General features: G+C 51.1%; 20 protein-coding genes and 2 pseudogenes. 14 read left to right on the forward strand and 8 right to left on the reverse strand.

What is annotated here, in order from left to right; genetic code table 11:
* From VJY99_RS09635 to VJY99_RS09650, 4 genes and pseudogenes are all read left to right on the forward strand, one after another.
* Positions 1 to 559, forward strand: a pseudogene (locus VJY99_RS09635) (hypothetical protein); the annotation flags it as partial.
* A gap of 4 nt (positions 560 to 563) precedes the next feature.
* Positions 564 to 1322 carry a hypothetical protein gene (locus VJY99_RS09640; RefSeq protein ID WP_324117831.1) on the forward strand — a complete coding sequence of 253 codons (759 nt, stop codon included), beginning with the start codon at positions 564 to 566 and terminating at the stop codon, positions 1320 to 1322.
* 19 nt (positions 1323 to 1341) lie between these two features.
* Positions 1342 to 2046, forward strand: coding sequence for a hypothetical protein (locus VJY99_RS09645; RefSeq protein ID WP_324117832.1), 705 nt, complete (start codon positions 1342 to 1344; stop codon positions 2044 to 2046).
* Positions 2047 to 2246: 200 nt separating this feature from the next.
* On the forward strand, positions 2247 to 2534 hold the full coding sequence (locus tag VJY99_RS09650; protein ID WP_324117833.1) for a type VI secretion system PAAR protein: 288 nt from the start codon (positions 2247 to 2249) through the stop codon (positions 2532 to 2534).
* Positions 2535 to 2595: 61 nt separating this feature from the next.
* Here VJY99_RS09650 and VJY99_RS09655 read toward each other — a convergent pair whose 3' ends face one another.
* The 6 genes from VJY99_RS09655 to xthA all read right to left on the reverse strand — a co-directional run bounded on the left by VJY99_RS09655 (position 2596) and on the right by xthA (position 8863).
* A complete protein-coding gene (locus VJY99_RS09655) occupies positions 2596 to 3891 on the reverse strand; it encodes a rhodanese-like domain-containing protein (protein ID WP_324117834.1) in 1296 nt (431 codons plus the stop codon).
* A gap of 81 nt (positions 3892 to 3972) precedes the next feature.
* Positions 3973 to 4596 (reverse strand): ATP-binding cassette domain-containing protein, encoded by a 624-nt coding sequence (locus tag VJY99_RS09660; RefSeq protein ID WP_324117835.1) that lies wholly within the window; start codon positions 4594 to 4596, stop codon positions 3973 to 3975.
* Positions 4596 to 6176: an ABC transporter permease subunit gene (locus tag VJY99_RS09665; RefSeq protein WP_324117836.1), complete on the reverse strand. Its 1581-nt coding sequence runs from the start codon at positions 6174 to 6176 to the stop codon at positions 4596 to 4598. Before VJY99_RS09665 ends, VJY99_RS09660 begins: the two co-directional genes overlap by 1 nt.
* Positions 6173 to 7360 (reverse strand): ABC transporter substrate-binding protein, encoded by a 1188-nt coding sequence (locus VJY99_RS09670; protein ID WP_324117837.1) that lies wholly within the window; start codon positions 7358 to 7360, stop codon positions 6173 to 6175. Before VJY99_RS09670 ends, VJY99_RS09665 begins: the two co-directional genes overlap by 4 nt.
* A gap of 18 nt (positions 7361 to 7378) precedes the next feature.
* Positions 7379 to 8038 (reverse strand): TVP38/TMEM64 family protein, encoded by a 660-nt coding sequence (locus tag VJY99_RS09675; protein ID WP_324117838.1) that lies wholly within the window; start codon positions 8036 to 8038, stop codon positions 7379 to 7381.
* 18 nt (positions 8039 to 8056) lie between these two features.
* Complete coding sequence (xthA, locus tag VJY99_RS09680) at positions 8057 to 8863, reverse strand: exodeoxyribonuclease III (protein ID WP_324117839.1); 807 nt, start codon at positions 8861 to 8863, stop codon at positions 8057 to 8059.
* 540 nt (positions 8864 to 9403) lie between these two features.
* Between xthA and astC the strand changes: the two genes are divergently transcribed.
* The 6 genes from astC (at position 9404) to spy (ending at position 16350) form a co-directional block, all read left to right on the forward strand.
* Complete coding sequence (gene astC, locus VJY99_RS09685) at positions 9404 to 10624, forward strand: succinylornithine/acetylornithine transaminase (protein ID WP_324117840.1); 1221 nt, start codon at positions 9404 to 9406, stop codon at positions 10622 to 10624.
* Positions 10621 to 11655: an arginine N-succinyltransferase gene (gene astA / locus VJY99_RS09690; RefSeq protein ID WP_324117841.1), complete on the forward strand. Its 1035-nt coding sequence runs from the start codon at positions 10621 to 10623 to the stop codon at positions 11653 to 11655. The genes astC and astA overlap by 4 nt, the downstream gene beginning before the upstream one ends.
* Complete coding sequence (astD, locus tag VJY99_RS09695) at positions 11652 to 13124, forward strand: succinylglutamate-semialdehyde dehydrogenase (RefSeq protein WP_324117842.1); 1473 nt, start codon at positions 11652 to 11654, stop codon at positions 13122 to 13124. Before astA ends, astD begins: the two co-directional genes overlap by 4 nt.
* Before the next feature lie 2 nt (positions 13125 to 13126).
* Positions 13127 to 14455, forward strand: coding sequence for an N-succinylarginine dihydrolase (gene astB / locus VJY99_RS09700; RefSeq protein WP_324117843.1), 1329 nt, complete (start codon positions 13127 to 13129; stop codon positions 14453 to 14455).
* A gap of 102 nt (positions 14456 to 14557) precedes the next feature.
* Positions 14558 to 15523 carry a succinylglutamate desuccinylase gene (gene astE, locus VJY99_RS09705; RefSeq protein WP_324117844.1) on the forward strand — a complete coding sequence of 322 codons (966 nt, stop codon included), beginning with the start codon at positions 14558 to 14560 and terminating at the stop codon, positions 15521 to 15523.
* A gap of 329 nt (positions 15524 to 15852) precedes the next feature.
* Entirely contained in the window at positions 15853 to 16350 is a 498-nt protein-coding gene (gene spy, locus VJY99_RS09710; RefSeq protein ID WP_324117845.1) for an ATP-independent periplasmic protein-refolding chaperone Spy, read from the forward strand.
* Between the two features lie 157 nt (positions 16351 to 16507).
* Here spy and hutG read toward each other — a convergent pair whose 3' ends face one another.
* Both hutG and hutI read right to left on the reverse strand, forming a co-directional pair.
* Positions 16508 to 17305 carry an N-formylglutamate deformylase gene (hutG, locus tag VJY99_RS09715; protein ID WP_324117846.1) on the reverse strand — a complete coding sequence of 266 codons (798 nt, stop codon included), beginning with the start codon at positions 17303 to 17305 and terminating at the stop codon, positions 16508 to 16510.
* Positions 17289 to 18518, reverse strand: coding sequence for an imidazolonepropionase (hutI, locus tag VJY99_RS09720; RefSeq protein ID WP_324117847.1), 1230 nt, complete (start codon positions 18516 to 18518; stop codon positions 17289 to 17291). Before hutI ends, hutG begins: the two co-directional genes overlap by 17 nt.
* 216 nt (positions 18519 to 18734) lie before the next feature.
* On the opposite strand from hutI, the gene VJY99_RS09725 reads away from it, so the two are divergent.
* The 4 genes and pseudogenes from VJY99_RS09725 to VJY99_RS09740 all read left to right on the forward strand — a co-directional run.
* Entirely contained in the window at positions 18735 to 20099 is a 1365-nt protein-coding gene (locus VJY99_RS09725; RefSeq protein WP_324117848.1) for a formimidoylglutamate deiminase, read from the forward strand.
* Entirely contained in the window at positions 20099 to 20644 is a 546-nt protein-coding gene (gene ves / locus VJY99_RS09730; RefSeq protein WP_324117849.1) for an environmental stress-induced protein Ves, read from the forward strand. Before VJY99_RS09725 ends, ves begins: the two co-directional genes overlap by 1 nt.
* Before the next feature lie 249 nt (positions 20645 to 20893).
* Positions 20894 to 22438 carry a histidine ammonia-lyase gene (gene hutH, locus VJY99_RS09735; RefSeq protein WP_324117850.1) on the forward strand — a complete coding sequence of 515 codons (1545 nt, stop codon included), beginning with the start codon at positions 20894 to 20896 and terminating at the stop codon, positions 22436 to 22438.
* A 14-nt stretch (positions 22439 to 22452) separates the two neighbouring features.
* Positions 22453 to 23023: pseudogene (locus tag VJY99_RS09740) on the forward strand (urocanate hydratase); the annotation flags it as partial.

The raw sequence follows: 23023 nt of genomic DNA on the forward strand, positions 1-23023 counted from the left end.
CCTGGTGGAAGGTAACCACAGCCTGGAGGTGAAAGGCGACCTGGCGCAGAAAGTGGCGGGGGCGCTGGGCGTTGATGCTCAGGGCGATATTGTGCTGCAGAGCGACACGAAAATCACCCTGAAAATGGGCAACTCATTTATTGTCATCCATCCTGGTGGTGTGGACATCAGCGGGCTGAAAATCAACCTCAACAGCGGTGGTAGTCCGGGTAATCCGGTGCCGACGCAATTACCGGCGGTGCTGAATGCGCTGACGGGTGAAGATGGTAATTCGCCAGATGAGCCACCGCAGGATGGATACGGGAGTGATGGTGGTGGAAATGGCTCAGGAGGTGGGGATGACTCTGGAGGACAGGATGAGCCGGAGGATTCTGTGTTTGATGAGCAATTTTTACTTCGAGATGACGAAGGGAATCCTATCGAATTACAAAAATATAAAATAACAACAACTAGCGGAGTGGTATATCGAGGAGTAACCGATCCGGATGGGAAAACAGAACGAATAAAAACTACTGAGGAAGAATATCTGGTTTTTGAATATGATTTAGACTTGGAGTAATAAAATGCCATTAACGAATAATCGTGGAACGTCGAATTCAAGACCAAGTAGTTTACATGTTGTCACAGGTAAAATAATGTATAGTCGAAAAGCTACTGAGGAGGGGTGGCTAAAAGTAAAGCTAGACAACGGTGATTTTGATTTTCTTCATGAAAATGTGAAGCTTATTGTAAAAGGAGAGAAAAAGGGAAGGCTTTATCTCTCAGTGGCTAGTGATAAATCAAATTTAATAGGTCAGACCATTAGTTTGCAGCAAGAAAATGCATTAAAATATTTAAGTAGCAAAGGCCCCATGCAAAAAAGTGCTTCAATTAAAGTAGAATATGTCGGGAAACCAGTTAAAACCACCTCAAGATTCAAAGGTGATTTAATACAGCAGTTCGCAAATTTATATGTTAATGGCTCAATCATAAAAGTTACACTTAATAGTTTGTGGCCACCAAAATATTCTTACTCACCTATCCCTGCAGGGGTTCATAAGCTAATGTCTCCTGACAACTCACATGCTAAAAATGCTCCAACAGACTGGTACAGAAAGGCATTTTCACCTGGGGTTATAACGTGTAATGATATCTGGTTTCCTATAGAATTAAATGGGGAAGGAGGTAATAGTTCGCGTTACATCCATCTTGGTAATTTATCTGAAGGTTGTGTGACAGTATATGACGTTGAGAAGTGGAATGTTGTATACGATTATTTGATTAATCACAGAATTCCAGGAACCAAGGGAATGTATGTGGGTGAAATCACGGTGGTGACATAATGGATTTTGGGGTGAATACATGCATTATGTAAAGTCTTTTTTATTATTCATAATAACTTTGTCTATTGATTGTCATGCGGATTCAATTGTTGCAAAAAAAACAATAAGTAATGGTGATTGCGAACAATATTCATCCTATAAAAGATCTATAGAAAGTTTGAATGGTGTAGATAGCTTTAACAAGCTAACTGACTACATCAGTGAAAATGAAGTCCAATGTGATGATGCACAGAGTGATATCAATGAAATCCTGAAAAAAATTTATGCTTACTTTCAGGGTGGAATTAGAGTAGAGGCAAGTGCCGTATTTTTTTGTGATAATATTATTGATGAAAAAATATGTGAAAGTGAACATTCAGATGGGACTGAACATGGCCACTTGCGTTCTGAAAGTAATAATTTCAGATATCTTAATGTAGCGAAAAATAGCATTCTCATACCTGCGGTTGTAAATGAACACAGTATCTATAAAGTATTTTATAGCTGGCAGAACCCATTGCTGATAATTGATTATGTGTATCCTATAGAAACATTACGTTTCAAACCAATAAAAGAAAATGAGTATTATAAGCTATCTGATAATGATTTTGGTAATATGATTAATACAGTGGTGAGTCCTTCAGATATCAACTCTGGTTATTCTTCGAGTAAATGGCTTATTGTTTTATATAAAAAGAATGAAAGTGATTATATCAAGGCTGTATGGTATTACCAACCCAATTAAACGAATTTTTTTTGCACTATAGAATCGTTAGTGTCAAATGAATAGATGTTTTATGGGGTGATGAATTCAACATAACACAGCCAATAAATAGATGAAGGGAAGGTTCTCTTGCCATATTGACAGACGGCTGTAGAGTGACCATAACAAACTAGTCATATTAAATAAAACTCAAAGTCTCACTCACCATAATAAGGATATTTATGCCGTTAGCCGCAAAACTGAATGATCAAGGAACTGAACACGATGGTTTTCATTCCACGCCGATAATTGCTGGTTCGCCAACAGTATTTATTGATGGTTTACCTGCAGCCCGTTTGGGGGATCCGTTATTTGAGCACAGCAAACCGCCAAATCACCCACCTCATCCTCGCGCTATCTCAAGTGGCTCTGGGACTGTTTTTATAGATGGGATTCCGGCAGCCAGAACAGGGGACAGTATTAGTTGTGGCGGTGTTGTTATTGGGAGTGGGACTGTCAATATTGGTTAAATGGAACCATTCTCACCCTCGCCCCGACCGAGAGGGTCGGGGCGAGGGGCGTTAACTAAACTTACTCAGGCTGACGTTCACCCGTCTCAACCGGGTTCTTCGGATTGCTGCTCCACTCATACCAGCCGCCATCGTACACGCCCACATTCTGCCAGCCCATTGCACGGGCATACATGAAGGTTTCTGAGGCACGCCAGCCGGTACCACAGTAAAACGCGACGTGCTGATCTGGCGTAATATTCCAGCTTTTCCACATCGTGGCGATGTCATCAGCAGAACGCATGGTGCCATCCGGGTTATGGAAATCTTCCATATGCGTTGAGTCAGAACCTGCATGGCCCCAACGCGCACCGGCAATCTCACCTTTTGGCTTGATGTAGCTATAGCCGCTCGTGCTGCCGATAAACTCCGGCCACGAACGAATACTGACCAACGACGCATCTTTGCGGCCTAACAGACCACGCGCTTGCTCAGTGTCGAGCATCAACTGTGGCTGGCCCGGGAATGGTGCACCAAAATCGGCAGCGGGTTTAACATTGTTTGGCAAACCGCGCTCTACAGGCAATTTAGCGTCAGACCAACTCTGCCAGCCACCGTCCAGAAGACGCACATCTTTCACACCCGCATACAGCAGGATTTGTGCGACACGCGCCGCAGCATAGACATCACGCCCGTACATAATCACCGGGGTGTCATGACGGATACCGTGTTTCGCCAACACCGCTTTCAGCTTGTCGTCAGACACTTTGTTCCACAACGGCTCGCTTTCGATCTCGTTGGTATCGAGGTAATCCGCACCTGGAATATGGCTCAGCAGGTACTGCTTCGGCGCACCCCAGGCGGCTTCGATGATTTTGACCTCGCCTGCAGGTTGTGCCGCCACGGCTTTATTCTGCATCAGGTCATGTAGCCACTGCGGATAAACAAGTTGCTCGAAGTGGGCCATTTTCTGTAAACGCGCCGGTTGTTGCAGGGCATCAGACAGCAGAGCAATGTGCTGATAACCCAGTTTTGACAGCCGCGCTTTAACCGCTTTTGTCTCATCACTTTGGCCATACAGTGCAATCAGGCTATCGGGTGCAATGCTGTGCTGTTTTGCCCACAGTTGCAGTTGCTCGTCATTCATCATGCCTAACCAACTGGCCGATAAATTAAGGGCTGCAGGCTCGTGACCGCCAACACCGTGAACGGTTTGCGGCCAGCCGTTATAAAAAGCACTGGGACGCGTATCAATCACGATGCCGTGTTGCGCCTGAAGGGTAGAAAAAGTCATCTGAGAAGGTTTATCTGCGGCGAAAGCCATGTGCGCCAACCCAGATAGCATCAAGGCGGCGGTTAGTTGAGAAACACGTTTCATCTTATAACCTGAATGGAGAAAATAGAGCCGTTATATTGCTTCAATCATCCACATATTTCTTTGCGTTACCGCATATTCAACCTAGAGCGTAACAATGTTTCCACCTGTGGGGATATCCTGCGGATCGTGCGTGACCAGCACCACCGGAATGGCCTGCAGCTCAATCTGCTGCCAGACGAACTGGCGGAATTGTTCGCGCAAAGTTTGATCCAAACGCGAGAAAGGCTCGTCGAGCAACAGGGCTTCGGGTTTTGCTAACAATGCCCGTAACACACTAATTCGCGCCCGTTCCCCGCCAGAAAGTGTCGCTGGGTCGCGGCGGGAATAACCCGCTAACTGTGCATTTTCCAGCGCCTGTTCCATGTGATGCTGCCGTTGTTCGCAACCTTTAATGGCTGCAGGAAGCGCCATTAACAGATTTTGCCCAACGTTAAGATGGTCAAACAACAGCGCATCCTGAAACAGAATGCCGATATTTCTCCGCTCGGTAGGTAGCGTATCGCGGCGTTGCTGGTTAAGCCATAACTCGCCGGTAACGGTAAACTCAGCGGGCAACGCGCCAATCATCCAGCTTAAAAACGTCGATTTACCGGCACCCGATGGCCCCATCAGCGTGAGCACCTCCCCGGGGGCAACGGTGAAATTCATCGCGTGGATAAGCGCGCGTGAAGCCGTGGCAATAGAGCAATTCTGAACACACAGCATTAGCGTAAACCTTGTCGATAACGCCCAATCAGGCGGCTGACCTGAAGCGTGATGATAAACATGATGGACGGCAGCAGCATCTGCAACAACGCTTGAATCGCCTGCTGTTGTGGGTCGCCCCCGCTGCTCAGCGCTACGGTTTCGGTGGTGACTGTGGTAAAACGCCCAGCCCCGGCGTAAAGCGTCGGTAAATACTGCGCGATGCTGACTGAAAACCCAACCGCGAGCGCTGCCAGCATTGGGCGTGCCAGCAGCGGCAATTTAACCCAGCATAAAATTTTCCACGATGACCAGCCAAAGGAACGGGCGGTAATCACCAGACGGGGATCTAACTGCTGCCAGGCCGGGCGCGCCACCAAAAGCATATAGGGCACAACCCACAATAAATGACTCCAGATAACGCCGAACCAGCCGCCGTCTTGTTGCACAATCAGCAGTATTCGGTATTGCCCGGCAACCAACGGTAAGGCCGGCAAAAACAGCGGCAGTGCAAGCCACAAATCAAAACGGGGATTGCCCCCTTCGAGCCACGCAATAATGACCAGCAAGCCTGCCAAACTGCTCGCCAGCGCCAGTAACAGTGTGGTGACCAATGGGGTGAATTCTGCGGTCTGCCATCCAGAAACTGCGTAAGCTTCTGGCAAAATAGCCGGGTAAAACCAGCCATCGGCGAATGACCACAGTGCCAGCATCGCCATCGCCGCGATGCCGGTTGCCGTCATAATAAAACCTAAACCCGATGCCAGCGGCTGGATGTTGAAATGATGCCGACGACCTGAAAAATGCCCCAAAGTGCGGCGCAACAATCGCCATAAACTCCAGCCGAGCACGATAAATAACCCTAACAACCCAACTAATAACAGCGAGGTTAACATGCCTATCGCCACGCGTTGCGGGTCGGTATCGTTTAACCCACGCCAGGCCAGCACGGCAAGCGTCGGTGGGTTTGCCGGGCCGAGAATAATCGCCACATCCACCACTGATAAGCTGTAGGCCACCACCGCCAATAACGCCCATTTCAGGCGTGGCAACAATTGTGGAACCAGCACGCGAATGCGGCTTTGCAGCGGGCCATAGCCCAGGCTTTGCGCCACGGTGAGTTGTTGAGAAAGGGTCTGGTAATTAAGCTGCGTACTGGCTATCCAGAGTAAAAACCAGCTCTCTTTGAGTGCCAGTAAAATACCCAGACCAATGCCATTTTCATCGAGATGAAAAGATGCGCCACACCATCGCGCCAGCCAGCCGTTATCGGTAAATAAGAACAAAAAACCGCTGGCAAATGCGACGTGGGGTAAGGCCAATAATAATGGCAGTTGTGAGGTATAGCGCTGCCAGCGAGCCCCTGGCCACAGGCCGCAAAGCACGACCAGGCACAATGCCTGCGAACCCGCGACGCTAATCACCGTTGAGTTTAACGTCGCACGTAGAGCAACTGGCCACTGGTTGTCAGCCCACAGCGCCTGCCAGATTTCTGGAGCCATTGCGGGTGTGGCCATCATCACTAAACCTGGCAGTAACGGCGCAAAAATACATCCCACCGCAAGCCACGCTAAAATACGGGGCAGCGTGCGAGGTTTCATTTGGCTCCGTAGCGCTGTAACCACTCTTTTTCCAGCGCATTAACCCAGGCAGCATGCGGCTCTGCCAGATACGGCACCGTTTGCAGATGGGCCGGTTTTTGGGCATTAAGTTGCTCGCCTAAAGACGGCGGCAGCATTGCGCTATCCAGAATGGTGGTGTCACCCCAAATTGCGGGGTTAGCCTTACGGATTTGGGCTTGCGGTGACATCAGGAAGTTTGCCAGAACTTGTGCGCCAGCCTGGGCGCGTGCATTGGCAGGAATCGTCACAAAATGGACGTTGCCCAACATGCCTTGTTCAAAGCCAAAAGCTTGCGCAGTCGCGGGCAGTTGTTTTCGGCCGATAAGATTATCAACATGCGCGGGATTAAAGGTCATCGACATTAACAACTCGCCTTCAGCCAGCATGCGGTCCATCCGTGCAGGTGTGGTGGGGAAAGTTTTGCCTTCGCGCCACAATAGCGGGTGCAGTTTATCCAGATAACCCCACAGGGGGGCCGTGACCTGCTGCAAGTTTGCAGCAGTAGGAGGTTGACGCAATGCTTCCGGGTTGCCCGTCAACACAATCAACAACTGTTCGATAAACGCCGTGCCGGTGAAATCAGGTGGGCGAGGGTAGCTCAGTTTGCCAGGGTGCGCGTTGGCAAACGCCAACAGTTCCGACGCTTTACGCGGGAAAACCATGCCCGATTGTGCGTTGCCGATAAACATCAGCTGTGCGCTGCCCCACGGCGCTTCGGCACCCTCAGTCGGTTGCGAGAAATCTTCACGCACCGGTTTTTTCTGGTCGACATAGCGCCAGTTTGGCAACTCCCATGCCCAGCCTTCTTTTAGCAATCCCGCTTGTTTCAGGGTATGGAAGTTTTCACCGTTGACCCACAACAGGTCGACCGAACCGTTATCTTTGCGCCCGGCGCGGTATTCGCTCTGAATGCGTTTTACTGCGTCGGCAGCATCCGCCAGGCGGACGACTTTGAGCGTGACACCATAGTGCTGCTTCATTTCACCCGCGACCCAGTCGAGATAACTATTTACCGCCGGATCGCCTCCCCAGGCGTTGAAATAAACGGTCTGGCCTTTTGCCTGCTGGCGTAATGTTTGCCAGTCAGTGGTGCCTGCAAAAGAACTCGCGCTCAAGGATAGCGAGAATAAAAGGGTGTAAACCAGGCAAATAAAGCCACGCAAGGTGAATTCCTCAATGAATTAATGTGTGCGAAATCGCTCGGCAATCCGTCGTGACACCAGCGGCAACACGCCCAGCAAAATAAACATCACAATCATGCCGGGCGAAAGAATATCGCTAAGGGTACGAAGCTTGCTCAATTCACGGCCTGCATTGAGATAAACCACAATCGCAGGCAACATCCCGACAAGGCTAACGGCAAAATAGTGCAGCGTTTTGACGGACGTCAGGCCCATCAGCAAATTAATCAAAAAGAACGGGAAAACCGGAGTGAGCCGTAAAGCAAAAAGATAGTACAAACCTTCGCGTTCCATTCCCTTGTTCATCGCCCACATGGGGGCGGCGAAACGCTGTTGTACCCAATCACGCAGCAGATAGCGGCTGATCAGCATCGCAAGTGTCGCGCCACAGGTTGCCGCCAGCGCAACCAGAACGGTTCCCTGCACCAGTCCAAATTGCGAGCCTGCCAATAATGTTAAAAGCGTTGCGCCAGGAATGGAAAGGGTGGTGACTACGACATAAATCAGAAAGAAAACCACTGCGGTTTGCAGTGGATGTTGCTGATGCCAGACAGTAAATTGCGCTTGATAGTGTTGCAGCGCCGCCAGGCTACCTGGCGGCAGATAGATAATCAGCAGAACGAAAACCACAACCAGCGTGGCAAACAGTAACTTACGCATGGGATGTGGTTTTGTTCCTTACAGCTTAAATTCGGCCCAAACCGGTGCGTGGTCTGAAGGTTTTTCCATACTGCGAATATCGTAATCAATGCCGGTTGCAATACAACGCTCAGCCAGGGGTTGGCTTGCCAGCAGCAGGTCGATGCGCAGCCCACGGTTGTCATCAAAGCCTTTTGAACGGTAGTCAAACCACGAGAATTTGTCTTGTGCTTCTGGGTTTGCGTGGCGGAAGGTATCCACCAGACCCCAGTTAATCAGGCGGTCCATCCATTCACGTTCTTCTGGCAGGAAAGAGCACTTACCGGTGCGCAACCAGCGCTTGCGGTTCTCATCACCAATGCCGATATCCAGGTCAGTTGGACTGATATTCACATCCCCCATAATCAGCACGGGGTGGTCTTTCTTCAGGTCGCTGTCGAGGAAGTTTTGCAGATCCTGGTAGAACTTTGCTTTTGCCGGGAATTTGGTCGGGTGGTCGCGGCTTTCACCTTGTGGGAAGTAACCGTTGATCACCGTCAGATTCCCTAATGGCGAAGGGATTTCAGCCATGATGATGCGGCGCTGTGCTTCTTCATCGTCACCGGGGAAACCACGACGTACCGAAATTGGCGTCTCTTTGGTTAATAACGCCACACCGTAATGGCCTTTTTGACCATGATAAAAGACGTTGTAGCCCAGCTTCGCGACATCTTCGAGCGGGAACATGTCGTCATGGACTTTTGTTTCCTGCAAACCGATAACGTCGGGCTGATGTTGTTCAACAATGGCTTCAAGTTGATGCGGACGGGCGCGCAGGCCGTTGATATTAAAAGAGACGAATTTCATAAGTCGCTGCCATGGTTACTTAACAATGTTGCAGGATGGTAGCAGAAAAAGCGTCAAATTGAGACTGATGGTAAACCTTTTTGTCGTGTGAATAAGCGCCAGCAGCATCCACCGTTCGTATCTGCTTTGTTGGGTAACGCGACTGTATGACTGGTCACATAGGTTACAGAACAGACCTGTGGGACTCCTCCATTGTGAATTTTCACACAGCAAAATCTGCACCAAAATATGTCATACCGCCCCGATTTAGGGCGTAAACACCGTGCAAATCCCAGCATCGATCACAAATCCAGTATTAAATTTTACCGGTGCATAATATTTCTTGTTTTCGTGCGGCGATCCATACGCCACCATAAAACTATGCACTATTTATTCAGTTTGTGTGAATGGAATGAATTTATAACTCATTGATTTAACAACCCCCCCCTCCTGTATGCATTTTTTTCGCTGGCTGGCACGAAGCGTGCAATCTACATTTACAGCGCAAACACTCAATTATTTAACATATGAATAACTTTTTATTTACCGGAAGAGGTCGCTATGTCGCAGTCAATTACCCGCCAGAATTTCGACGAATGGATGATGCCCGTTTATGCCCCAGCTTCTTTTATTCCGGTACGTGGTGAAGGGTCGACGCTTTGGGATCAGCAAGGCAAAGATTACATTGATTTTGCGGGCGGGATTGCGGTTAATGCCCTCGGCCATGCTAATCCTGATTTGCGCAAAGCGCTGGAAGAGCAGGCGGCTAAATTTTGGCATACCGGCAATGGCTACACGAACGAGCCGATTCTGCGCCTGGCAAAACAGCTGATTGATGCCACCTTTGCCGACAAAGTTTTCTTCTGCAACTCCGGTGCGGAAGCCAACGAAGCAGCACTGAAGTTGGCACGTAAATATGCGCACGATAATTATGGCCCGCAGAAAAGCGGTATTGTCGCCTTCAAAAATGCGTTCCATGGTCGCACGTTGTTCACCGTTTCGGCGGGTGGGCAACCGGCTTATTCACAAGATTTTGCTCCGCTACCGCCGCAAATCAGCCACGCCATTTATAACGATCTGCAATCTGCCAGTGAACTGATTAATGAAAATACCTGTGCAGTGATTGTTGAACCTATACAGGGTGAAGGCGGTGTAGTCCCTGCTGATCCTACATTCCTGCAAGGCCTGCGCGAACTGTGCGATCGCCACAATGCGGTGTTGATTTTCGATGAAGTACAAACCGGTGTTGGGCGCACTGGCGAGCTGTACGCCTATATGCACTATGGCATCACCCCGGATGTGCTATCTACCGCGAAAGCGCTAGGTGGCGGCTTCCCGATTGGTGCAATGCTCACTACTGACAAATTCTCCAAAGTGATGGTGGTGGGTACCCACGGAACCACTTACGGCGGTAACCCGTTGGCGGGTGCGGTGGCAGGGCGAGTGCTGGAAATTATCAATACGCCGGAAGTGCTCAATGGTGTCAAACAGCGTCATACCTGGTTTGTAGAGCGTTTGAACAAGATTAACCAGAAGCATCAACTGTTTAGTGAAGTGCGCGGTTTGGGGCTGTTAATCGGCTGCGTACTGCAACCAGAGTACAGTGGAAAAGCTAAACTTATCTTACAGGCGGCAGCGATAGAAGGCTTGATGATGCTGATTGCGGGTGCAAATGTGCTTCGTTTTGCTCCAGCATTAATTGTCAGTGAAGCCGAAGTGCAAAAAGGATTGGATCGTTTTGAGCAGGCGGTAGAACGCTTTTTAGCGGGAGAGCAATCATGATGGTTATCCGTCCGGTTGAGCGCGGTGATTTATCCGGGCTGCTGGCGTTGGCGGGTAAAACAGGTGGCGGGTTGACCTCGCTGCCTGCGGATGAAAAAACGCTGTCGGCACGTATCGAACGCTCAATTCATACCTGGCAGGGTGGTCTGCCAAAAGGCGAGCAGGGCTATGTTTTTGTCCTGGAAGACACCTCAACCGAACGTGTGGTGGGTATTTGTGCCATTGAGGTCGCCGTCGGGCTAAACGACCCTTGGTACAACTACCACGTCGGCACGCATGTTCATGCATCCAAAGAACTGAATATTTACAATGCGTTGCCTACGCTATTTCTCAGTCACGACCATACCGGGAGCAGTGAGCTTTGCACGCTGTTCCTTGATGCAGACTGGCGCAAAGAGGGCAACGGTTACCTGCTGTCCAAATCGCGCTTCCTCTTTATGGCCGCTTTCCGCGATCGTTTTAACGACAAAGTGGTCGCCGAAATGCGCGGCGTCATTGACGAACACGGTCATTCTCCGTTTTGGGAAAGCCTCGGCAACCGCTTTTTCTCAATGGATTTTAACCGTGCAGATTATTTGTGCGGTACCGGACAGAAAGCGTTTATCGCTGAGCTCATGCCAAAGCATCCTATTTATACCGATTTCCTCTCAGCAGAAGCACGGGCGGTGATTGGTCAAGTCCATCCGCAAACCGCACCGGCTCGGGCGGTGCTTGAAGCTGAAGGTTTTCGCTACCGCAATTACGTGGATATTTTTGACGGTGGGCCAACACTGGAGTGCGACATCGACCGCGTACGCGCGATTCGGAAAAGCCGCTTGGTTGAATTAGTGATTGGGCAACCGGCGACCGAAGAACTGCCGATGTGCCTGGTCGCCAATGAAAAATATAACGAGTTTCGCGTCATGCTGATTAAGGCAGATCCAAAAGGTGAGCGGCTGGTTATCGATGCCAAAACCGCTGATGCCCTGAAATGCAGCACTGGCGATAAAGTCCGTTTGGTGCGTTTGTGCCCCGAGGAGAAAAAAGTATGACTCAGTGGATTAATGGACAATGGCTTTCCGGGCACGGCGAAGCACTACAAAAGCACAATCCAGTCAACGGCGATTTGCTGTGGGAAGGTATTGCGGCGGATGCGCAGCAAGTCGGGCAAGCGTGTGATGCGGCGCGTGCCGCATTTCCTGGGTGGGCAAAACGCCCATTCGCACAGCGCCAGGCAATGGTTGAAAAGTTCGCAACCTTGCTAGAAGCCAATAAAGACGCTTTGACCGTCACTATTTCCCAGGAAACCGGTAAACCACGTTGGGAGGCAGCAACCGAAATCACGGCGATGATCAACAAAATCGCCATTTCGGTTAAGGCTTACCACACTCGCACTGGCGAAACACACACCGAGATGCCTGATGGTGCGGCAACTTTACGCCACCGCCCGCACGGAGTGTTAGCGGTCTTTGGCCCGTACAATTTCCCTGGGCACTTACCGAACGGCCACATCGTTCCTGGCCTGTTGGCGGGCAACACGATTGTCTTTAAACCCAGCGAACTCACGCCGTTGATTGGCGAACAGGTGATGAAACTCTGGCAGCAGGCAGGCGTGCCAGATGGCGTGTTGAACCTGGTGCAGGGCGGACGCGAAACCGGACAGGCGCTAGCGCAACAACCGACGCTGGACGGTTTGTTGTTTACCGGTAGCGCCAACACCGGTTATCAACTCCACCGCCAGTTTGCTGGGCAGCCGGAGAAAATCCTCGCCCTCGAAATGGGTGGCAACAACCCGCTTATCGTCGAAGAACCTGAAGATATCGATGGAGCAGTGCATCTGGTGATTCAGTCGGCGTTTGTCACCGCAGGGCAGCGTTGTACGTGTGCGCGTCGTTTGCTGGTCAAACAAGGCGCTCAGGGCGATGCGTTTTTAAATCGTCTGGTTGAAGTGGCTGCGCGGATTCGCCCTGACGCGTGGGATGCGGTGCCACAGCCGTTTATCGGCGGGCTGATTTCGGTGCAAGCCGCAGAACGCGTGCTGACGGGCTGGCAGGAACATATCGCTCGCGGTGGAAAAGCCTTGCTTGAACCAAAACTTATCAAAGCCGGTTCATCATTACTGACGCCGGGCATCGTGGAATTAACCGGTGTGGCGAATGTGCCGGATGAAGAAATCTTTGGCCCGTTGCTGACGGTTTACCGTTATACCGATTTCGAGCAGGCCATTGCTATGGCCAATGACACCCGTTACGGCCTGGCAAGTGGACTGATTTCGCCACATCGTAAGCAGTTCGACCAACTCTTACTTGAAGCGCGAGCCGGGATTGTTAACTGGAATAAACCGCTCACCGGTGCATCAAGTGCAGCCCCCTTCGGTGGGGTAGGTGCATCAGGCAACCATCGCGCCAGTGCCTGGTATGCGGCTGATTACTGCGCGTGGCCTATGGCGACCCTGGAAAGCCCATCATTCCCACTGCCTGCCACCCTGAGCCCAGGGCTTGATTTCAGCCGTGAGGAATAACCATGAAAACGCGTGAAGTCAATTTCGATGGGCTGGTGGGGTTAACCCACCATTACGCTGGGCTCTCTTTTGGCAACGAGGCGTCTACCAAACATCAGTTCCGCGTCTCTAACCCTAAGCTTGCCGCTAAACAAGGCTTGCTGAAGATGAAAGCGCTGGCGGATGCCGGGTTTGCACAAGGGGTTATTGCGCCGCAAGAAAGACCCAACATTCCCCTGCTGCGCCAGTTGGGTTTTAGTGGCACCGATGCGCAAATTGTGGAACGGGTGGCAAAACAAGCGCCGCAATTGCTGTCGGCGGTGAGCTCCGCTTCTTCTATGTGGGTGGCGAACGCCGCGACAGTCTGCCCGTCGGCTGACAGTTTAGATGGCAAAGTGCATTTCACGGTGGCGAATCTTAACAACAAATTCCACCGTGCAAGCGAAGCACCGACGACGGAGAACGTGTTGCGAGCCATCTTCCGTAATGAGCAGCATTTTTCTGTGCACTCGGCATTGCCGCAAGTGGCGATGTTTGGCGACGAAGGGGCAGCAAACCATAACCGCCTTGGGGGGGCATACGGTGAGCCATCAACCCAACTGTTTGTTTATGGACGAGAAGAGGCAAAAGCCGGATTGGTTCCGGCGCGATATCCGGCACGCCAGACACTCGAAGCAAGCCAGGCTGTAGCAAGGCTTAACCAGGTTAACCCCGATTTACTGGTTTATGCCCAACAAAACCCCGCAGTTATCGACCAGGGGGTTTTTCACAATGATGTGATTGCCGTATCTAATCGCCAGGTGCTGTTCTGCCACGAGCAGGCTTTTTTGCATCAACAGGCGCTGTATGCGCAGTTACGTGAAAGAGTGCCAGGTTTTACAGCTATTGAAGTCCCAGCGAGCAAAGTTTCAGTTACCGATGCCGTTGGCACCTACCTGTTTAATAGCCAGTTACTCAGCCGTGACGATGGCAGCATGACCCTGGTGCTACCGGAAGAATCACGCCAGCATGCAGGCGTATGGGGTTATCTCAATGAGGTGCTGGCAGCAGATAACCCAATCAGTGAGCTGAAAGTGTTTGATCTGCGTGAAAGCATGGCAAATGGCGGTGGGCCGGCGTGTTTGCGCCTGCGTGTGGTGCTAAACGAAACAGAACTACACGCGCTAAACCCAGCGGTAATGATGAACGACACACTGTTTGTCACACTCAATAATTGGGTAGATAGCTGGTATCGTGACCAGTTAACTCAGGCAGATCTAGCCGACCCGCAATTGCTCAGAGAAGGGCGTGAAGCACTTGACGAACTGACGCGTATACTAGACTTAGGTTCTATCTATCCATTTCAACACTAGGAACCTGTCAGTAGACTATCTGATTTGTCATTTTGCGCACTGTCCGTGACCAAAATGACGGCATCGATAACGTCTACTGGCGAGGTTCTGGCTGGAGGTACAATGTTGGATTTTTTGGCGCAAACCCTGGCAGGGAAAGTGCCGACTCAAACTGCAGGTGAGAATGTGCATCTGCGGTGGCAATGGTGGGATGAAGGGATTGTGACCTTGATTCCTCATCAAGCCGTGGAAAAGACGCTGGTGTTGTCGGCAGGGATCCACGGTAACGAAACGGCACCAGTAGAGATACTCGCGCAGATAGTCGATAGCCTTTTGGTTGGTGAGTTAGCCTTGCAATGGCGGGTATTAGTGATCCTCGGCAATCCTGCGGCCTTGCGTAGCAACCAGCGTTATCAGCATAGCGATATGAATCGTATGTTTGGGGGAGGCTGGCAGCAGTTCCCGGAAAGCATTGAAACTCAACGTGCCTGTCGTCTTGAACATGCTTTAGATCTGTTTCTGGCAGAGAGTGAAGAGACAACATGCTGGCATCTGGATATGCACACCGCGATTCGCAGCTCGTATCACCCTCGATTTGGCGTGCTACCCGCGCGTGCACTGCCTTACGATGAGGCGTTTCTCTCATGGCTAGGCTGCGCCGGTTTACAGGCGTTGGTGTTTCATCAGGCACCAGGTGGGACTTTCACCCATTTCAGCAGCGAACACTTCAATGCGCTCAGTTGCACGCTGGAGTTGGGCAAAGCACAACCCTTTGGTGAGAACGACCTCAGCCAGTTCGAAGTGACCCGACAGGCGTTACAGGCACTGCTGAGCGGTGAAACTTCGCCGTGTGCTGAAAGCCAACCGCTACGCTATGAAGTAGCGCAACAGATAACGCGTCACAGCGATGACTTTGTGTTGCATATGTCGGCGCAAACGCAAAATTTTACCGCCTTCCCGAAAGGCACATTGCTGGCCGAAGATGGTGACACTCGTTACGTGGTAAAAGAGGATATCGAGTTTGTTTTATTCCCTAACCCTAATGTCGCAACGGGATTGCGTGCGGGTTTAATGCTGCGTGAAATATGACGGGGTAATATTTGTGGATGCCATCAACAAAATTGCAGCGTTATGTATGATGGCTATATCCAGATAATTCTTATTCGATGCTTTATTCAGCTTTATAATTACGCTACACTCTCTACATAATTTCTTTAAAATCATCATCTTGTTATATTTTGTTGCAATTCCTACCTGAATTATTCTTATTATCTCCATAATTGCTGAAATTTTGTTTTTTACCCTTTCAATGCTTTACCTATGCGCACTATTACTTGACGCATAACCCCGTAAACTTAATTTCGTCAACGCGGCATAACCGTCGCAGAAAAATCCAAATTATGATGAAGGATAATAATATGCGTAAATTAACAGCTCTGTTTGTTGCTTCAACTCTGGCTCTGGGCGCGGCAAATCTGGCACATGCGGCTGACACCACTACGACCGCGACCACTACCGATGCAAAAACTGATGCGCCGATGATGCACCATAAAGGGATGCGTGGCGGCATGCATGACATGATGTTTAAAGACCTGAACCTGACTGACGCACAGAAACAGCAAGTGCGCGACATCATGAAAGAACAGCACAGTAAAATGGAGCGCCCTTCAGTTGAAGAACGTCGTGCAGCGCACGACATCATCGCCAGCGACAGCTTCGACAAGGCCAAAGCACAAGCACAAGTAGATAAAATGGCCGAGCAGAACAAAGCTCGTATGATGGCGCGTATGGAAGCACAGAATAAAATCTACAACATTCTGACGCCTGAGCAGAAAAAACAATTTAATGCCAATTTTGAGAAGCGTCTGACAGAACGTCCTCAACATGAAGGTAAAATGCCTGCTGATCAGGAATAACTGATCGACTGACTTAAGACCGCCGGTTTTGTTCACAATGCGTTTTCGCAGTGGGCAGAACCGGCGGTTTTCTTTTACCCGTCATACTTCGAGCTGCAGGTGTGTTGGGCGAGCAGCGGCCCGAAGGGCGTCATCCACCATTGCCAAGATTCAGCGTTTATGCAATCTGCTGGGCGCTCGCCAGCATCGAACGGATAAGCTCCTCGAGCAACGGTTGCAGTTTTTCTGCCCGCTCACTACGCCAGGCAAATGGCGCTTGCTCATCCATATAATGACATTGTGCCAGTTCCAGTTGAACAGCGTGAACTCCTTGCGCGGGTTGCCCGTAAGCGCGCGTAATATAGCCACCTTTAAAGCGCCCATTCGCCACCCAGCTAAATTGCTTCTGCGACGCCGCACACGCCACCAGATGCTCTTCAATCAGCTCATCGCAACTCTTGCCACTGTTGGTGCCGAAATTGAGATCAGGTAATTTCCCCTCAAACAAACGCGGGATCTGGCTGGCAATAGAATGCGCATCGAACAGCAGCGCGTAGCCATGCTCGGCTTTCATTCTTTCCAGTTCGGTTTGCAATTGCAGATGATATGGCTGCCAGATATTGTCCAGCACCGCTTTACGTTGCGCTGGGCTCGGTTCTTTACCTGGGATGAAAACCGCTGTTCCATCAAACAATGTTTCGGGATACAGCCCCGTGGTGGCAGTGGTATAGAGCGGTTTGTCGTCGGCAGGGCGGTTTAAATCGATAACCATGCGTGAATAATTACCGACAATCACACTTGCGCCAAGGTCGGTTGCGAAATCATAAAGTTTCGGGATATGCCAGTCGGTATCCGGCAATGGCTTTGCTGCATCGCTTAACGCCGACTCAACTTCTGGCGTTAAAGCCGTGCCTGCGTGGGGAATACTGATAAGGAGCGGCAGTTTCCCACGGATGAAATTAAAAGGTGCTGTCACGTTTCTCTCCCTGATAAATCACGGTGCAGGGTAATTGCCCCCCTAACCAATAGACCAGTTCTGCGGGACGTGCCACGGGCCAATGCACAAAGTTTGCAACTTTCCCGCATTCAAGGCTACCGTGACTTTCACGGATCCCCAGAGCCTGCGCGGCATGCAACGTTACTCCTGCCAGCGCTTCTTCAGGCGTTAAACCAAACAGGGTACAGGCCATATTCAGCATTAAACGTAATGAGAGAGCCGGGGATGTGCCGGGGTTCATATCACTGGCGACCGCCATCGGCACGCCATATTGGCGGAATGAGGCGACAGGAGGTTGTTGCTTTTCACGCAACAGATAAAACGCCCCAGGCAGCAGCACTGCAACGGTGTTTGCTGCGGCCATCGCCTGCGCATCAGCAGCCGTTGCATATTCCAGATGATCGGCGGACAACGCCTGGTAACGCGCCGCCAGGCTGCTGCCAGCAAGCGCGGAAAGTTGTTCGGCGTGGAGTTTTACGGGTATGCCTAACGCGCGAGCGGCAGCAAAAACGGTTTCAGTTTGTGCGGGGCTAAACGCCAGATGCTCGCAAAACGCATCCACCGCATCCGCAAGTTTTTCGTTTGCGACACGCGGTAGCAACTGTTCGCACACCACGTTAACCCATTTGTCGCCATCACCGCTGAACTCCGGTGGGATGGCATGTGCCGCAAGACAGGTGGCGTACACTTCAACGGGTAGCGTTTCGCCAAGCCTACGAATAACGCGCAGCATTTTGATTTCGTTGTCGATATCCAGCCCGTAACCGGACTTAATTTCGACAGTCGTTACCCCTTCTTGCAACAGTTGGTGCAGGCGATAACGAGCAGAATTCAACAGTTCATCTTCGCAGGCTTCGCGTGTGTGGCGAACAGTGGAGAGAATACCGCCCCCAAGTGCTGCAATTTCCGCATAACTCACACCGTTTAAACGCATTTCAAATTCAGTGCTGCGGTCACCACCAAACACCAGATGGGTGTGGCAATCGATAAAACCAGGGGTCACAATTCCACCATCAAAATGATGATGTTCCCGCGCCGTGATCTCGGGGAGTTCGCCGCGTTCCCCCAGCCAGACAATTTTCCCTTGATGCACCGCGATAACGCCATCCTCAATCGTGTGGTAGTGCCCATCTTTCATCGTGACAAGCGAAGCGCCACTCCACAGGCTGTCGCAGGTGTGAGGGTAGGTCATGACATTCTCCACGTCAGGTTGTATAGACAATTGACTATAACCTAGCGCAGCATTGATCGTTGAGCAACTCCACCAAGTCCAAAGACCTGGACAAAGCATCATTTTGTCGTCTGCCACACAATTTTTTGGCAAACGATGACGAGGTTTAAAATTTGGTTTGCGTTACACCCAATTAATCGCTAAATCATTGGCATCGCAAAAGAAGGAATTAAAACTATGCGAGCATTTTTTGCTCCTGCTGTGATGCTCCCGCAAGGTTGGGGGCACAACGTGCGTATTACCGTCAATGAACAAGGGACGATTACGCGTGTGGATGTTGGTGCTTCTGGGGAGAATGCCACGCTGCTCACGGGCATCGTGATTCCTTCAATGTCGAATTTACACTCACATGCTTTTCAGCGGGTGATGGCGGGGCTGACCGAAGTGGCGGGTGACCCACAGGACAGTTTCTGGACGTGGCGCGACATGATGTACCGCATGGTACAGAAATTATCCCCAGAGCAAGTCGGCGCGATTGCCACGCATTTATATATTGATATGCTTAAGGGCGGTTACACTCAGGTCGCTGAATTTCATTATTTACATCATGACGTTAACGGAAAACCGTATGCGTCAGGCGATTTGATGCTACAGCAATTGTTTCTTGCTGCCGATAACAGCGGAATAGGGCAAACTTTATTGCCGGTGCTGTATAGCCACGCGGGTTTTGGAGCACAGCCACCGCAGGCTGGGCAGAAAAGATTTATTCAGAATGTTGACCGATATTTACGCCAACAACAAGCGTTGAGCATCGCACTGCGTCGCTATCCGCGTATTAATCACGGCCTGTGTTTCCATTCATTGCGGGCGGTGACACAAGAGCAAATGGAAGATGTTCTCGAAGCAAGCGACTACCGCTTACCGGTGCATATCCATATTTCTGAGCAAGAAAAAGAAGTGAATGATTGCGTGGCATGGAGCGGTGAACGCCCGGTGGAATGGCTGTTTAACCGCTTTGCGGTCGATGACCGCTGGTGCCTGGTTCACGCCACGCATTTATCGGCGGAAGAGTTAACCCAAATTGTTGAAAGCCGCGCGGTGGCCGGTTTGTGTCCGACCACGGAGGCGAATCTCGGTGATGGTATTTTCCCGGCGACGAATTTCATCGCCCAAGGCGGTCATTGGGGAATTGGTTCAGACAGCCATGTATCAGTCAGTGCGCTGGAAGAATTACGCTGGCTTGAATACGCGCAGCGCCTACGGGATCGTCGCCGAAATCGTATCGTGTTACCCGAACTGCCACAGGTTGGGGAAGTACTCTGGCGTCAGGCCGCCGTGGGTGGGGCACAGGCATGCGGTGTAGCGATGGGGATGATAGCTGCGGGTCAACGTGCTGACTGGTTAGTCCTCGAACGTGATTCATGGTTGGCAAATATAGAAGATTACGCGCTGCTAAATCGCTGGATATTTAGCGGTCGAAGCGAACAAATAAGAGACGTGTGGGTTGCAGGAAAACAGGTGATTTCTCACCGACAGCATCCCCTCGATGAACAAAGCAATACACAGTTTGCGCAGGTGATGCGCACCCTTCAGGAGTGGTGATGGAATTTTTTGATATACGGAAAGTACCCGTCAGCTTGTGGCGTAACGGGGCCGGAGAAACCCGTGAAATTTGCTGCTTTCCGCCTGCAACGCGTGATTTCAATTGGCGTGCGAGTATCGCTTCTATCGCCAGTAGCGGCGAGTTTACCGCTTTCCCACAGGTCGACAGGGTTATCACGCTGCTCGAAGGTGGGGAAGTGGTTTTGGATGCCGGAAAGGCGTTCCGTCATACCCTCAAGCACTTTCAACCGTTTGCCTTTGCTGGAGATTACACGGTTAAAGCGGAGCTGAAACAAGGGATGTCGATGGATTTTAATCTCATGACCCATCGTGACCGATGCCGTGCCAAAGTCCGGGTTGCTGACCGCACGTTTACTACTTTCGCACCGCGTGGCGGCATTATTTATGTGCTCAGCGGTGAGTGGCAACTGGGTGAAAAACTGCTTACACCAGAGCAAGGTGCCTGGTGGCAAGAAGGCCGTCACACCTTGCGTTTACTGAAGTCTGAAGGGAAATTGCTGTTTAGCGAAATTACCTATCTGTGATGACTTGCCGATAAAACACCCCACTCGTTGATAACGTGAGCCCGGATAGAACAACCGGGCTACCGTCACCCCTCTCACATATCCCGTTGACGCCGATCAGTTGAGCCCCCCATTTTCAGCCAAAGCGCGATCTCGCTCACTGTTCAATAAAAATAACCTATGACCTGCTGGCGGTCCTTTTGGTTTATTAGTTAAGTTGTATATACGACCCTATACGTTCATACAAATTGATGCCATCAGGATGTCACTATGTCGCTGCAAAAAAAGCTTTGCTGTCTTACTCCAGGGCGCGTAACGCTCGCCACACTCCGTGATATCTACCATGGAACCGTTACGCTGAGTCTTGATCCACAGGCCATTGAAGCGGTTAAAAAGGCGCAACAAACCGTTGAAGCCATCGTCAATCATGGCGATGTGGTTTACGGCATTAATACGGGTTTTGGCAAACTGGCACAAACCACCATAGCAAAAGAACATTTGGCAGAACTGCAACGTAATCTGGTGCTGTCACACAGCGTCGGGCTTGGAAAACCGCTGCCAGACGATGTGGTGCGCCTGGTCATGGCCAGCAAAGTCATTAGCCTTGCGCGGGGTCATTCTGGCGTGCGGATGAACGTTATCGACAGTTTGTTGCGTCTGTTCAATGCCGGTGTGATGCCTGTTATCCCGGAAAAGGGCTCGGTTGGCGCATCGGGCGACCTCGCACCGCTGGCACATCTTTCGTTGATGTTGTTGGGCGAAGGGAATGTGCGTATTAACGGCGAAGAGGTGCCCGCCGTCGAGGGGCTAAAAATGGCAGGTGTCGAGCCGCTAGTGCTCGGGCCAAAAGAGGGACTGGCGTTACTCAACGGTACTCAAGTTTCCACAGCGCTTGCGCTGCGTGGCCTGTTTGAAGGCGAAAAAGTCTTTGGCGCAGGCTTGGTAGCCGGTGCGTTATCGCTCGAAGCGATTAAAGGTTCTGTAAAACCATTTGATGCACGTATTCATGAAGCGCGTGGGCAAACTGGGCAGATTGATGTCGCAGCAGTCGTCAGAGCGCTATTAGCTGACAGTGAAATTGTTGATTCCCATCAGCATTGCGGACGCGTGCAAGATCCGTATTCCATTCGTTGTGTACCGCAGGTGATGGGCGCGTGCCTGGATAACCTGCGCCATGCGGCACGTGTCCTGCAAATTGAGGCCAACGCGGCATCTGATAATCCGCTGGTATTTAGTGAAACGGGTGAGGTCATTTCTGGTGGGAATTTCCATGCCGAACCGGTGGCGTTCGCCGCCGATATCATCGCGCTGGCTATCGCCGAGATTGGTGCGATTTCCGAGCGCCGTCTGGCATTGATGTTGGATACCGGGCTTTCTGGCTTGCCACCATTCCTGGTGAAAGAGGGCGGGATCAACTCTGGGTTTATGATTGCGCAAGTCACGGCCGCAGCACTGGCCTCTGAGAACAAATCTCTGGCACATCCAGGCAGTGTCGACAGCCTGCCCACCTCGGCAAACCAGGAAGATCACGTTTCTATGGCAACCTACGCGGCACGCCGCCTGGGTGACATGTGCTTTAACACTGCCGCTGTGGTGGGCATTGAAGCAATGGCTGCCGCTCAGGGGGTTGAGTTTTCGCGTCCGCTACGCAGTTCGCCATTAATGGAGCAAGTCTTTAGCGGCATACGCCAGCGCGTCGCATTCCTCGATAAAGATCGCTTACTGGCTCCTGATATTGAAAGCATGCGCCAGTGGGGGGCTAGTGGTGAGCTGCCTGCTGTCGTTACCCAACTGTTTCCTTCTACATCGGCCTGATGCCGGGAGCTATGATGACTGAATCTGTAAAACAGGCGGTAGCCCGCACGGTACGCGCGCCCCATGGCAGCACCTTACATTGTGAAAACTGGTTGATTGAAGCGGCTTACCGCATGATCCAAAACAATCTTGACCCGGATGTCGCCGAACGCCCTGAGGATCTGGTGGTGTATGGCGGGATCGGCAAGGCGGCGCGTAACTGGGCGTGTTTCGAGCAGATCCTCGCCTCATTACGCACCTTGAAAGCCGATGAAACATTGCTGGTGCAATCCGGTAAGCCGGTGGGGATTTTCCGCACCCATGCTGACGCGCCGCGTGTGTTAATCGCAAACTCCAACCTGGTGCCGCACTGGGCCACCTGGGATCATTTCCATGAGCTCGATAAAGCCGGACTGATGATGTACGGCCAGATGACTGCGGGGTCGTGGATATACATTGGTGCGCAAGGCATCGTACAGGGCACGTTTGAAACCTTTGCTGAAGCAGGGCGCCAGCATTACGGCGGAGATTTGCGCGGGAAATGGATCCTGACCGCAGGGCTCGGAGGAATGGGGGGCGCACAGCCTTTGGCAGGCGTATTGGCGG

The sequence above is a fragment of the Buttiauxella sp. genome (assembly GCF_035271705.1).
Taxonomy (GTDB): domain Bacteria; phylum Pseudomonadota; class Gammaproteobacteria; order Enterobacterales; family Enterobacteriaceae; genus Buttiauxella.